The 13023-nt window shown below is 68.6% G+C and carries 11 protein-coding genes; 9 read left to right on the top strand and 2 right to left on the bottom strand.

The genetic code is table 11. From position 1 onward, the window contains the following. Positions 1 to 41 precede the first annotated feature (41 nt). Genes QE360_RS01000 through QE360_RS00970 form a run of 7 tightly spaced genes read left to right on the top strand, consistent with a single transcriptional unit; the run spans position 42 to position 7248 of the window. Entirely contained in the window at positions 42 to 1346 is a 1305-nt protein-coding gene (locus QE360_RS01000) for an MFS transporter (protein WP_309698612.1), read from the top strand. Then, the gene (locus tag QE360_RS00995; protein ID WP_309698610.1) at positions 1343 to 2263 is read left to right on the top strand and encodes a TIM barrel protein; all 921 of its coding nucleotides are present in this window, start codon (positions 1343 to 1345) and stop codon (positions 2261 to 2263) included. Before QE360_RS01000 ends, QE360_RS00995 begins: the two co-directional genes overlap by 4 nt. A 17-nt stretch (positions 2264 to 2280) precedes the next feature. Further along, entirely contained in the window at positions 2281 to 3090 is an 810-nt protein-coding gene (locus QE360_RS00990; RefSeq protein ID WP_309704008.1) for a DUF1080 domain-containing protein, read from the top strand. After that, the gene (locus QE360_RS00985; protein WP_309698608.1) at positions 3087 to 3662 is read left to right on the top strand and encodes a gluconate 2-dehydrogenase subunit 3 family protein; all 576 of its coding nucleotides are present in this window, start codon (positions 3087 to 3089) and stop codon (positions 3660 to 3662) included. Before QE360_RS00990 ends, QE360_RS00985 begins: the two co-directional genes overlap by 4 nt. Next, entirely contained in the window at positions 3659 to 4504 is an 846-nt protein-coding gene (locus QE360_RS00980) for a sugar phosphate isomerase/epimerase (RefSeq protein ID WP_309698605.1), read from the top strand. Before QE360_RS00985 ends, QE360_RS00980 begins: the two co-directional genes overlap by 4 nt. Before the next feature lie 31 nt (positions 4505 to 4535). Beyond that, positions 4536 to 6218, top strand: a complete 1683-nt coding sequence (locus QE360_RS00975; protein WP_309698603.1) for a GMC family oxidoreductase — start codon at positions 4536 to 4538, stop codon at positions 6216 to 6218. Positions 6219 to 6228: 10 nt separating this feature from the next. Further along, a complete protein-coding gene (locus QE360_RS00970) occupies positions 6229 to 7248 on the top strand; it encodes a LacI family DNA-binding transcriptional regulator (protein ID WP_309698601.1) in 1020 nt (339 codons plus the stop codon). A gap of 284 nt (positions 7249 to 7532) precedes the next feature. Here the strand turns inward: QE360_RS00970 and QE360_RS00965 are convergent, their stop codons facing one another. Further along, on the bottom strand, positions 7533 to 8552 hold the full coding sequence (locus QE360_RS00965) for a class 1 fructose-bisphosphatase (protein ID WP_309698599.1): 1020 nt from the start codon (positions 8550 to 8552) through the stop codon (positions 7533 to 7535). A gap of 212 nt (positions 8553 to 8764) precedes the next feature. On the opposite strand from QE360_RS00965, the gene epsC reads away from it, so the two are divergent. Next, on the top strand, positions 8765 to 9739 hold the full coding sequence (epsC, locus tag QE360_RS00960; RefSeq protein WP_307103980.1) for a serine O-acetyltransferase EpsC: 975 nt from the start codon (positions 8765 to 8767) through the stop codon (positions 9737 to 9739). After that, positions 9736 to 10476, top strand: a complete 741-nt coding sequence (locus tag QE360_RS00955; RefSeq protein WP_309698597.1) for a gamma-glutamyl-gamma-aminobutyrate hydrolase family protein — start codon at positions 9736 to 9738, stop codon at positions 10474 to 10476. The genes epsC and QE360_RS00955 overlap by 4 nt, the downstream gene beginning before the upstream one ends. Before the next feature lie 12 nt (positions 10477 to 10488). Here QE360_RS00955 and QE360_RS00950 read toward each other — a convergent pair whose 3' ends face one another. After that, positions 10489 to 12963, bottom strand: coding sequence for a sulfite reductase flavoprotein subunit alpha (locus QE360_RS00950; protein WP_309698595.1), 2475 nt, complete (start codon positions 12961 to 12963; stop codon positions 10489 to 10491). Positions 12964 to 13023: the final 60 nt, after the last annotated feature.

The following is a 13023-nucleotide window of genomic DNA, read 5'->3' as shown; positions in this document are numbered from 1 at the left end:
GGAAGGTAAAGTCTGACAAAAAATAAAAGCGGGAGTGGGGCATGGAAGCGGTACCGGACAATCGGTCGCGTCTGTTCTGGCTGAGCGTGCTGGCCTTGTTCACGGCCGCCGCCAGCGCGGCGTTGCGCGCGGCGGTGGCGAGCAGCCTGAAGGCGCAGTGGATCGATCCCATCGCGCCGGTGCAGGCGGGGGAGCTGATCGGGTCGGCGCTGGGCTCGGCCTTTCTGGGCTTTGCGGCGACGCTGTTCGTGGCGAGCGCCTTGCTCGACCGGATCGGCGCGCGGCAGATGCTGATCGGATGCGGCCTGTGCTTTCTGGTCGGGACGGCGGCGATCGTCGGGGCGGGCTCGCTGGCCAGCGGCATGGCGGTCTATCACATCGTCTGGGGCGGGATGCTGCTCAGCGGGATTGGCTGGGGTCTGGCGGAGGCGTCGATCAACCCGTTGACCGCGCGGCTCTATCCGGAAGAGACGACGCACCGGCTGAACGTGCTGCACGCCTGGTATCCCGGCGGACTGATCGTCGGTGGGCTGGCGGGCGTGCTCCTCGCTGAGGTCTTGTCGTGGCAGGCGATCATGGCACTGGTCCTGATCCCCGCGCTGGGCGTGCTGGTGATGGCGGCGACCACCCGCTTTCCGCCAGTGCCGCGCGAGGTGCGCGATGTCGGTTTCGGCGGGATGATCGCCGAGGTCTTCAAGCGGCCCAGCTTCTTCGTCTGGTTCGGCGCGATGTTCCTGACTGCCGCGTCCGAGCTGGCGCCGGGCCAGTGGCTCGACGTAGCGCTGAGCAGCCGGGTCGGGATGCGCGGCATCCTGCTGCTCGTCTATGTCAGCGCGCTGATGTTCGTGTTCCGCCATTTCGCCGGGCGGATTGCGGGGCGGCTGTCCAATCCGGGGCTGCTCTGGGTGTCGAGCCTGATGGCGGGGATCGGCCTGTTCCTGCTGTCGCGCGCGCAGTCGCCGGTGGCGGCGGTGCTGGCCTCGACCGTCTGGGGGCTGGGCGTCTGTGCGATGTGGCCGACCATGCTGGCGTCGGTGGCCGAGCGGTATCCCCGCGGCGGGGCCTGGGCATTGGGGCTGGTCGGATCGGCGGGCGCGCTGGCGAGCTTCTTCGTCCTGCCGCGTCTTGGCGCGATGTTCGATGCCGCCAAGGTCGAGCTGGCCGGTGGACCGGAAGCGTTCAAGCGGCTGACCGGCGAGGCGCTGCGCCAGGTCGAGGATGCGGCGGCGTCGCAGTCCTTTGCACGGCTGGCGATCGTGCCGGTGATCCTGTTGTTCGTCTTTGGCGGCATCTGGCTGGCCGAGCGCCGCCGTCCTCACCGCCCTGTCATGGAGACCGTCGCATGAGCTGGTCGCGACGCACCATCCTGGGCGGGATCGCCGCCGCCGCGCCGGTGGCCGCGCTGGCGGCGCAGAAGGCGGGTCGATCCTCCAATGCCGCGCGCTTCACCCTGGGCTTCGCGCCGCATCTGGGCAGCTTTGCCAGCCGGGGCGACAGCTCAGTCGAGCAGATTGCCTATGCCGCCGATCAGGGTTTCTGGGCCTGGGAGGACAATGAATATCGCCTCCGCCCGGTGGCCGAACAGGAAGCGATCGCCAAGGCGCTGCGCGACCGGAAGATGACGATGGGCGTGTTCGTCGCGTCGATGCCCAAATGGTCCGAGTCCCGGCCGCTGCTGGGCGGTGACGACGATGGGGAGCGGCAAGCCTTCCTCGCCGATGTGACAAGCGCGGTCGATGTCGCCAAGCGGGTCGGCGCGACGCGGATGACTGTCGTCACCGGCTTCATGGACAAGCGTCTGCACCCTGCGATCCAGATGGGCCGGATCATCGACGTGATGCGCCGCGCGGGCGATATCGTCGCGCCGCACGGAATGGCGCTGGTGATGGAGCCGCTCAACACCCGGACCAACCATCCCGGCGTCTTCATGCAGTCGATCGCAGAGGGCTATGCGGTGGCGCGCGGGGCGAACAGTCCGGGCGTGAAGGTGCTGGCCGACCTGTATCACGAGCAGATTCAGTCGGGGAATCTGATCCCGACCCTGAAACTCTGTTGGGACGAGATCGGCTATATCCAGTTCGGCGACAATCCCGGCCGCAACGAGCCGGGCAGCGGCGAGATCAACTATGCCAATATCTGCCGCTTCCTGAAAGCTCAGGGCTATGCCGGGGTGATAGGCATGGAACATGGCAATTCGGTCAAGGGCCGCGCGGGCGAAGAAAGGCTGATCGCCGCCTACCGCGCGATCGATCCTACAGCATGAGGAGGGGAGCGATGCGGATGCTATCGTTGATCGCGCTGGCCGTGGCGAGCGGCGCGGCGGCCCAGGACAAGCCGGGCCTGGGGTTTCGCGACACGCCGATGCTGCCCGGTGGCCAATGGCATGTCCATGATCCGGACCGGCCCGCGCCGCGCGTCGTGACGCCCGCCGCGCAGCCCGGCGGTGCGCCGTCGGATGCGGTGGTGCTGTTCGACGGGCGCTCGCTGGATGCCTGGACGCCCAGCGGCAAGCCCTGGCTGCTTCAGGGCGGCGTGCTGACCGTGCCGCCGCGCGACGGCAAGGCGGAGAGCGTGCTGGTCAGCAAGCAGAGCTTCGGCGATGTCCAGCTCCACCTCGAATTCCGCTCGCCCAACCCGCCGCGCAAATCGTCGCAGGACCGGGGCAATAGCGGCATCTGGTTCATGCAACGCTATGAGGTTCAGATCCTCGACGGCTATGACAATCCGACCTATGCCGATGGGCAGGTGGGGGCGGTCTATGCCTGGAAGCCGCCGCTGGTGAACGCCGCGCGCAAACCCGGCGAGTGGCAAAGCTATGACATCATCTTCGAGCGGCCGCGCTTCGGCGGCGACGGCAAGCTGCTCCGCCCCGCCTATGTCACCGCGCTGCTGAACGGCGTCGTCGTCCAGAACCATCAGGCGATGCTGGGTACCACCGTCTGGCGGCAGGTCGAAAAATACCAGGCGCATGGCGATGCCGCGCCGATTCAGCTTCAGGATCACGACTCGCCCGTCTCGTTCCGCAACATCTGGGTCCGCCCGCTGCCGCCCGAGGCGATCGCGCAGGACCTGCCGGAGGATGCCCGATGATAGACCGCAGACATGCCCTGGCGGGGATCACCGCCATGTTCGGCTCCGCGCTGTTCGCGCCCATCGCCCGTGCGGCGGGGGCGGTCGAGCAGACGCGCGGCGCCATTCCCGTCATTTCGAACGGCCCGCCCAGCGTGGCGGTCTTCACCCCCGTCCAGCGCGCGACGATGACCGCGCTGGCCGAACGCGTGCTGCCGACCACCGACACGCCCGGCGCGATCGCGGCCGGGGTGCCCGAATTCATCGAGAAGATGCTCGCCGACTGGTCGCTACCCGCCGACCGGGTGCCGATCATCGCCGGGCTGAACGCGATCGAGGCGCGCAGCCAGAGCGTCCACCGCGTGCCCGCCGCCAAGGCGACGGCGGCGCAGCAGGACACGCTGCTGACCGAGGCGATGGAGGGCGTGCTGCCCGAGGGCCGCGCCTTCTTCGAGCCGTTCCGGCAACTGGTCATCACCGGCTATTACACGTCGGAGATCGGCATCACGCAGGAACGCGAATATCTGCCCGTGCCCGGCGAGTATAACGGCGCCTTCCCCTATTCTCAGGTCAACAAGGTATATTCGGCATGATCGATCGTCGTTCGCTGATGGGCGCGGGGCTGGGGATGGGATTGGGGTTGGGCGCGGGCGCGCTGCTGCCGGGCATGGCGCAGGCCGCGCGGCTGGGTGCCATCGGGCTCCAGCTCTACACGATCCGCGAGCTGTTCGCGGCCGATCCGGTCAAGACGCTCGAGGCGGTGGCGAAGATCGGGTACCGCGAGATCGAATATGGCGGCGGCGGCTATGACGCGATGGACCATGCCATGCTCCGCCGCACGCAGGACCGGCTGGGGCTGAAGGCACCCTCGGTCCATGTCCCCTATGACGCGCTGCTCGGCAATTTCGGGAAATGCGTGACCATGGCGAAGACGCTGGGCGCGGACACCGTCATCCTGCCCTATATGACCGACGAGCATCGGACCGAGGCGGGCTGGAACGCGGCACTGCCCAACATCAACCGCTTCGCCGAGCAGTTGAAGAAGGCGGGGCTGGGCTTCGCCTATCACAATCACGATTTCGAGTTCACCAACAAGCCCGGCGGCGTCAGCCTGTATGACCGGCTGCTCAAGGGCACCGATCCTAAGCTCGTGAAGCTGGAGATCGACCTGTACTGGGCGATCCATGCGGGCGAGGACGCCGCTGCGCTGATCCGGCGGCTGGCCGGGCGCATCTATGCCTATCACGTCAAGGATGCGCGCGCCGATGGCAGCATGACCGCGGTGGGGGCGGGCAAGATCGACTTCGCGGCGCTCTTCAAGCTCAACGGCCTGTCGGGCGTGAAGCATTTCTATGTCGAGAACGACCAGGCGCCCGCGCCTTACCTGCCCGACATCACGACCAGCTTCCGGACGCTGCAAGCGCTTCGATTCTAAAACGACAAGAACGATATAGGGAGGATAGGCCATGGCGGCGACGAACCGTTTCGACGCGATCGTGATCGGGTCGGGGATCAGCGGCGGTTTCGCCGCCAAGGAACTGACCGAAAAGGGCCTGCGCGTCCTGATGCTCGACCGGGGTGTCATGGTCGAGCATGGCGAGGGCTATCCCTATGACGGCAAGCCGCCTTTCGAGGTGCCCGCGCGCAACATCATGCCCAAGCCCCTGGTGGAGAGCGATTATTTCATCGCCAAACAGGGCTATGTCGCGCCCAGCAACCAGAAATTTTACAATGACGACCGGCTGAACCCCTATGCCTATGACGAGGGGAGCAAATTCTACTGGATCCGCCCCGGCGCGGTCGGCGGCAAGTCGCTGATCTGGGGCCGCTGGTCGTTCCGCTGGAGCCCCGACGATTTCGAGGCGAACAAGCGCGAGGGCGTCGCCGCCGATTGGCCGATCCGCTATGACGACGTCGCGCCATGGTATTCGTATGTCGAGAAATATATCGGCGTCTCCGGCTCGCGCGAGAATCTGCCCTATCTGCCCGACAGCGAGTTCCAGCCGCCGATCCCGATGAACGTGGCGGAGAAGTGGTTGAAGGAGCGGCTGGAGGGCCAGTTTCCGGGCCGCAAGCTGATCAACACCCGCCTGTCCAACATGACCGAGGACAAGCCCGACCAGAACCGCACCAAATGCCAGTTCCGCAACCAGTGCGGCAATGGATGCTCGTTCGGCGCCTATTTCTCGACGCAAGCCGTGACGCTGCCCGCCGCGCGCGCGACCGGGCGGCTGACGCTGCAATCGGACGCGGTGGTGACGGGGATCGACTATGACCCTGCCGCCAAGAAGGTCACCGGCGTCCGCTATGTCGATGCGAAGACGGGGCAGGCGCAGACGGTGGCCGCCAATCTCGTCTTCGTCTGCGCCTCGGCGATGGCGTCGGTGCAGATCCTGATGAACTCGCGCGCGCCCGGCTCGGAGCGCAGCCATTTCGACAGCAGCGGGACGCTGGGCCGCTATGTCATGGACCATATCTTCCGCGTCGGCGTGTCGGGCGAGATTCCCGGCATGGAGGAGCTGATCGAATATGGCCGCCGTCCGGGCGGGGTCTATGTGCCGCGCTTCCGCAATCTGAAGGGTGACGAAGGGCTGGGCTTCCGGCGCGGCTATGGCTATCAGGGCTCGGCCTATCGCAATGCCGCCAAGCCGGTCGGCTTCGGCGCGGAGATGAAGCATGGCATGCGCCGCTATGGTCCCTGGCAGTTCAGCATGGGCGCGTTCGGCGAATGCCTGCCCTATGAGGACAATCGCATCTCGCTGCATTCCAGCAAGGTCGATCGCTTCGGCGTGCCGCTGTTGAAGTTCGACGTGACCTTCCGCGACAACGAACTGAAGATGATGGCCGACGCCCGGCGCGAGGGCGAGGCGATGTTGCGCGCGGCGGGCCTGAGGAACGTGACCAGCGGCGAGCAGGAGCATGTGCCGGGCGACGCGATCCACGAAATGGGCGGCGCCCGCATGGGGGCGGACCCGCGTGCCTCGGTGCTCAACAAATGGAGCCAAGCGCATGACGCGTCGAACCTGTACGTGACCGACGGTGCGCAGATGGCGTCGGTGTCGTGCGTCAACCCGTCGCTGACCTTCATGGCGCTGACCGCGCGCGCGGCCGATCACGCGGTCAAGGGGCTGAAGGCTGGCGCCGTCTGACCTCCCGCGCATGACCGCCAGGCGCCCCGAAGGCGTCACCATCCGCGCGGTGGGCGAGCGGGCGGGCGTGTCGGCGATGACGGTGTCCAACGTCATCAACGGCGCGGGCCGGGTCGGCGCGACCACGCGCGCGGCGGTGCTCGCGGCGATCGAGGAACTGGGCTATGTCCCCAATGTGGCCGCGCGTCGGCTGGCCAAGGCGCGCGCGACCACGCTGGGGCTGGTCTATAGCGACCGGAGCACGCCCTTCATCGACTCGGTGCTGCTCGGGGCCTTGCGCGCCAGCAATGCGCGCGGGCTGCAATTCATCGCGCAGGGCGAGGAAGGGCTGACCCGCGACGCGGCCGAGGCGGCGGTGCGCGCGCTGGTGCAGAGCGGGGCGGCGGGGGTACTGCTCGTGCCGCCCTTTGCCGAGCTGCTCAGCGGATCGGGACTGTTCGAGGAACTGGGCGTCGCGGCGGCGGCGATCGCGACGGGGCAGGCGCTGCCCGACATCGCCACCGTCCGGATCGACAACCGCGCGGGGATGGCGGCGATGACCGCGCATGTCGCACAGGCGGGGCACCGGCGGATCGGCCTCATCGCCGGGCCGCAACGCTTTTCGGTCGCCGACGAGCGGCTGGCGGGCTTTCGCGACGGGCTGGCGGCCGCGGGCCTGGCCTATGATCCCGCGCTGGTGATCCAGAGCGGATTCGATCCGCTGTCCGGCGCGGCGGCGGGGCGGGTCCTGCTGGACCTGGCGGACCGGCCGAGCGCGATCCTGTGCAGCAGCGACGACATGGCCGCCGGGCTGATCGGCGAGGCGCACCGCATGGGCCTGCGCCTGCCCGACGACCTGGCGGTGACGGGCTTCGACGACACCGCGATTGCATCGCGGGTTTGGCCACCGCTGACCGTCATCCGCCAGCCGGTCGAGGACATGGCGTTCGGCGCGGTGGAGCAGGTGCTGGCGGCACTACGCTCGCGGATCGTGGAGGACCGGGTGATGGCCTTTGAACTGGTCGTGCGGGATTCGGTGGGGCGGGGGTAGGGGCCGTGCACGGTCCGGACCGGGCGGATGGGGATTCCCTTGGCCTTCGACTTCGCTCAGGCTGAACGGAGGGGGTATCCCTTCGACCCCGGCGAAGGCCGGGGCCCAGGCGCCACCCGGCCGATGGCGCGCAAGGCAAAGCGGGGGAGGCAGGTACATTCCGTCTTTCCAGCCACATGGTAACTGGGCCCCGGCCTTCGCCGGGGTCAAAGAGATGTCTGAATTTCGATAACCTGCCCCGCCCCCCGTTCAGCCTGAGCGAAGTCGAAGGCCACGGGAATCCCTCACCCCGTCCGCCCATATTCCGCGACCAGCGCCACCTCCTCGGCATCGCCCAGCACCACGCCGACGCGTTGGTGCAGGCCGATCGCCTCGACATCCATGATCGGGATGGTGCCGTCGATCGCCGCGCCGCCAGCCTGTTCGATCAGGAAGCTCATCGGATTGGCCTCGTACAGCAGGCGCAGCTTGGCCTTGCCCGACTGGCGGTGGTCGCCCGGATAGAGGAAGACGCCGCCGCGCTTCAGGATGCGGTGGATGTCCGCCACCATCGAGGCGGTCCAGCGCATATTATAGTCCACCCCGCACGGCCCCTCTGTGCCCAGGATGCGTTCCTCGATATAGCGGGCGATGCCCGGCGACCATTGGCGGCGGCGCGCCATGTTGATCGCGAACTCGCGGTTCCCCGCCGGGATCCGCATCGGCCCGTCGGTCAGCCGCCACGAACCCAGCTCGCGGTCGAGCGTGAATTCATACACCCCGTCGCCGACCGTCAGCACCAGCAGCGTCTGCGGCCCGTAGATCGCATAGCCCGCCGCCACCTGCGCGCGGCCGGGCTGCAGGAAGTCCGCCTCGGTCACCTCGCGCCCCGCGCAATCCTCGGGCGCGCGCAGGACCGAGAAGATGGTCCCGACCGACAGGTCGACATCGACATTGCTCGACCCGTCGATCGGATCGAACAGCAGCAGATATTCGCCCTTGGGATAGCGGTTGGGGATGCGGTGGATCGTCTCCATCTCCTCCGACGCCATGGCGGCCAGGTGCCCGCCCCATTCATTGGCGTCGAGCAACAGGTCGTTGGCGATCACGTCCAGCTTCTTCTGGACCTCGCCCTGCACATTCTCGCTGCCTAGCGAGCCCAGCACATCGCCCAGCGCGCCCTTGGAGATCGCTTGGTTCACCGCCTTGCACGCGCGCGCCACGGTTTCGATCAGCAGGCGCAGTTCGGGAGGGCAGGTCTCCGGCGAGCGGCGCTGCTGCTCGATCAGGAAACGGGTCAGCGTCGTCTGGCGCGCTATGGTCATCGTCGCGGTGTTCCGGGGAATGGATGGGGCCGTGGGACGATCGGCCGGGCGGGCTCCCTCCCGCCGACCGGGCCATGATGGTGCACCGACCCTGCCCCAGCCCCCCGAGCCGCGCAACCGTCCGTTAAGCAAAGCCCGTGCTTTATAGGGACGTAGCATTTCTGTTATATCCCATTCGCCAAGTGGGATATGTTGCCGGTCGGAGGATCATCATGTCGACCCAAGCCCTGACCCCGACCGACCGCGCCGCCCCCGACGCCGCGACCGGCATCGACGCGATCGTCACGGGGCTGCGCCGCGCCCGCGACGGCTGGCGGCAGCGGCAGGATGCCGGCCGCGACGTCGAGCGTTTCCCGTCGCGCGCCGGGGTCGAGGATGTCGTCGCGCTGATCGCCGCCGCGCTCTATCCGCGCCGTCTGGGCCATTTCCGGGGGGCGGGGGTGGAGGAGGACCGTTTCGTCGCCGCCAAGCTGCTCGCCGGGCTGACCGCGCTGGAGCGGGAGATCGGGGCGGAACTGGCCTATTGGCAAAAGGACGCCGATGCCGCCTTCCCGCCCGAACAGGCCGCGCTGATCGCCCGGTTGTTCGGCGCCACCCTTCCCAAAGTCCGCGACCTGATCGACAGCGATGTCGAGGCCGCCTTCCTGGCCGATCCGGCAGCGCGCAGCGTCGACGAGATCCTGCTCTGCTATCCCGGCGCGACCGCCAGCCTGCATCATCGCATCGCGCATGAGTTGAACGAACTGGGGGCGCCCATCGTCGCGCGGATGATCTCCGAACTCGCCAATGAGCGGACCGGGATCGACATCCATCCGGGGGCGACGATCGGGCGGCATTTCTTCATCGACCATGGCACTGGCGTCGTCATCGGCGAGACCGCGATCATCGGCGAGCGGGTGCGGCTGTACCAGCATGTCACGCTGGGTGCGCGTTCGGCGCTGGGCACCGCGCCGCGTTCGCCGCGCGACCGCTTCGCGCGCCATCCGATCGTCGAGGACGACGTCATCGTCTATGCTGGCGCGACGATCCTGGGCCGGGTGACGATCGGCGCGCGCTCGGTGATCGGCGGCAATGTCTGGCTGCTGGCGGATGCCGCGCCCGACAGCGTGCTGGTCCAGCCCGAGGCGCAGGCCCTGGCCATCGCGGAGGGCCGCGCGCTACGACAGGAACTGGAGGGACGGGCATGATCCGGGGCGGCAAGCCGATCATCGGTCTGATGTGCGGAAACGAGGAGGCGAACCGGCCGATCCAGGCGGTGGCGACGCGCTTCATCGATCCGCTGGTCAAGCTGTGCGGCGCCAGCGTCGTGCTGATCCCCGCCATTCCGGAGGCGGTCGACACGGTCATGATGGCCGACATGCTCGACGGCCTGTTGCTGACCGGGGGACGCTCGCATGTCGCGCCCGCGCAATATGGCGACTGCGCCGAACTCGCGCCCCAGGCGTGCGATCCGCGGCGCGACTCGGTCGCGCTGGCGCTGGGCGGGCGGATGATCGAGCGCGGCAAGCCCGTCTATGGCATCTGCCGGGGGATGCAGGAGATCAACGTGCTGTTCGGCGGGTCGCTGACCTGCCTGGGCGGCTCGGCGCGCCATCATCGCGGCAGCTGGGACGAAAGCTACGAGTCGCTGTTCGGCCATCATCACCCCGTCGACCTGATGCCCGGCGGCGTGCTGGCGGGGCGGGACGGCGATCGGCGGCTGGAGGTCAATTCGGTCCACCAGCAGGGTGTCGACCGGCTGGGCTATGGCCTGGTGGTCGAGGCGCGCGATGCCGAGGACGGGCTGATCGAGGCGTTCCGCGCCCCCGGTTGCGGCGCGGACGTGCTGGCGGTGCAATGGCATCCCGAATGGGACGTCGCCCAGTGCCATGTCGCGCGCAGCTTCTTCACCCGCCTGGGCCATTCGGCGCGCGGCCATGCCTGAGGGAATAGCCCCTCAATAGATGTCGCGGGCATAACGCCCCGTCGCCGCCATCTCCTCCAGCACCGCGTCGCCGAGCAGTTCGGTCAGCGTGCGGTGCACATCGCCCGCCATGCCCTTCAGGCTGCCGCAGACATAGAGCGTCGCGCCCGCCGCCACCGCCGCGCGGATCGTGTCGCGCTCCATCGCCACCACGTCCTGCACATAGCGCGGGCCGGTCCCCAGCCGCGACCAGGCGGTCGCCATGCCGGTCAGCACGCCCGCCTGGCCGAGCGCCCGACGCTCGGCGGCATGGTAATCGTCGTGGTCGGGATGCCGCTCGCCCCAGAACAGCCAGGCGGGGCCGCCGCCGGTCGCGGCGCGCTGGCGCAGATGGCCCATCAGCCCGGCCAGCCCCGTGCCGTTGCCGATCAGCACGATCGGCATCGCGGGGTCGGCGGGGGAATGGAAGGCGGGATTGGCATGGACGCGCGCCTTGACCACCGAGCCGATGGCCGCGCCCCCGCACAGCCAGCCGGAGCCCAGGCCGGGCAGCCCGTCCTCGGCGGTGCAGAGCCGGACGATCAGTTCGACCCGGCCCGCCGCCGCGATCGAGGCGATCGAATATTCGCGGTGCGCGAGGGGGCGCAGCGTGTCGGGATCGAAACCGGGTCCGGCCTTGGGCGGCAGGATGCTGGTCATCAGCCGCGCGCGCATCGCGGGCGTGTCGGGCAGGCCGGTCGTCGCCAGGAAGGCGATGACCCGGCGGACATCCTGTTGCGGCAGGATTTCCAATATGTCGCCCGCCGCCCATTCGGCCGCGCCGTCGACCGGGGCGAGCGCGACGTGCCAGGTCGGTCCGCCATGGCTGCCCGGATTGAGCAGGCGCCGCTCGACCAGCCGCCAGTCGGCCATCGGCGCGGGGGTCCAGTCGGGCTGGTCGGTCCGCGCGCCCAGGCTGGCAAGCTGCTGCTGCCACAGCCGCTGGGCATCGGCATCGTCGCCGTCCAGCTCGATCGCGTCGAACAGCCGCTCCGCGCCGCCCGCATGCAGCCAGCGGTCGATCTGGTGCCCGAAGGCGCAGAAATCGCTATATTCGCGGTCGCCCAGCGCCAGCACGGCATAGCGCAGATGCGACAGGTCGCCGGGCGCCTCGGCCAGCGTCCGGGCAAAGCCGCGCGCGGCATCGGGCGGCTCGCCTTCGCCATAGGTGCTGGCGACGACGAACAGCTGCCGCAATCCCGCCAGCCGCGCCGGGTCGAGCGCGGTCACGGGCACGGCGGCGGCATCGGGCAGCGCCTGCGCGGTCAGCCGGGCGATCCGCTCGGCCGATCCGGTCTGGCTGGCATAGGCGACCAGCGTCGTCGTGGTTTCCGGGGCCGCGACCGGCGTCTCGGCCAGCACCGCGCCCAGCGCCTTCTTGCGTCGCCGCCGCGCGAAATAGAGGAGGAAGCCCGTCACCGTGAACAGCGGCATGGTCAGGCTGGTCAGCGCCATGACGATCCGCCCGACCAGCCCGAAATAGGCGCCGCGATGGATTTCATAGACGCTGGTCACGATATCGTCGCCCAGCGGGCGCGTCGCATAGGGCGTGTCGGAGACGATCCGCCCGGTCGCGCCGTCGACCGTCACCTCGTCCGACACGCGGTCATGCCGCCCGCCAGGCAGCTTGGCACGGAACTGGATGGCACCGTCGCGGACCGAGGCGGTGATCCGCTCATAGTCGCGCCCGCCGGTCGCCTGGGCGAAGCTGTTCCAGGCGCGCGGCAGGTCGGGCCTGGCATCCTTGGTGCCGCCGCCGCGCCGTCCATGCTCGACCTGCTCGGTCGTCAGCAGATGGCGCACGCCGTCGCGATACCAGCCATACGACCACCATAGCCCGGTGCCCGCGCTGATCAGGTAGAAGACCAGCACCCATCCGCCGACGACCGCATGCAGCGCGCGGTAGAGGTTGCGCCCCGTCTTGCGCAGGTCGAGCACCAGCCAGTTGCGCCAGTCGAGCGGGCGGCGCGGCCAGCGCAGATAGAGGCCCGACAGCGCGAAGAAGATCAGTGACAGTGCGGCAAAGCCGGTCAACTGCCGCCCGATACCGTTGCCCTTGCCGGGCAGCGCCAGCCAGCGGTGGAGATTTTCGACCGTCTCGAAAAATCCGCTGCCCCGCGGTTCGCCGAGCAGCGCGCCGGTCGCGGGATCGACATAGGCGCGTTCGCGCTTCTTGCTGTCGCCGATCGTATAGCCGACCATCGCCGCACGGGTCGGATCGCGCTCGACGATCAGCCGCTTGATGCGCAGGCCGGGTATCTCCGCCTGGATGCGTGCGATCAGCGCGGGCGCGGGCAAAGGCGGCGTCCGGCCGGGGGTGACGGTCACGATACCGGGATTGGTCGCGGCCAGGATCTCGGGCTCGAAGCTGATCAGCGCGCCGGTCACGCCCATCACCGCCAGCACCAGTCCGGCGGTGATGCCCAGAAACCAGTGGACCTGAAACAATATCGTGCGCGTCGAGATCACGGTCGATCCAGGCTTGTTATTGATAATGAGTAGCGTTAGGGCGCCTCGCGATTCGGGTCA

Origin of the sequence: Sphingomonas sp. SORGH_AS_0789, from assembly GCF_031453055.1 — a bacterium.
In the GTDB taxonomy this organism is placed as follows: domain Bacteria; phylum Pseudomonadota; class Alphaproteobacteria; order Sphingomonadales; family Sphingomonadaceae; genus Sphingomonas.
Note: the sequence above shows the minus strand (reverse complement) of the source record. Positions and strands in the feature narration are given on the sequence as shown.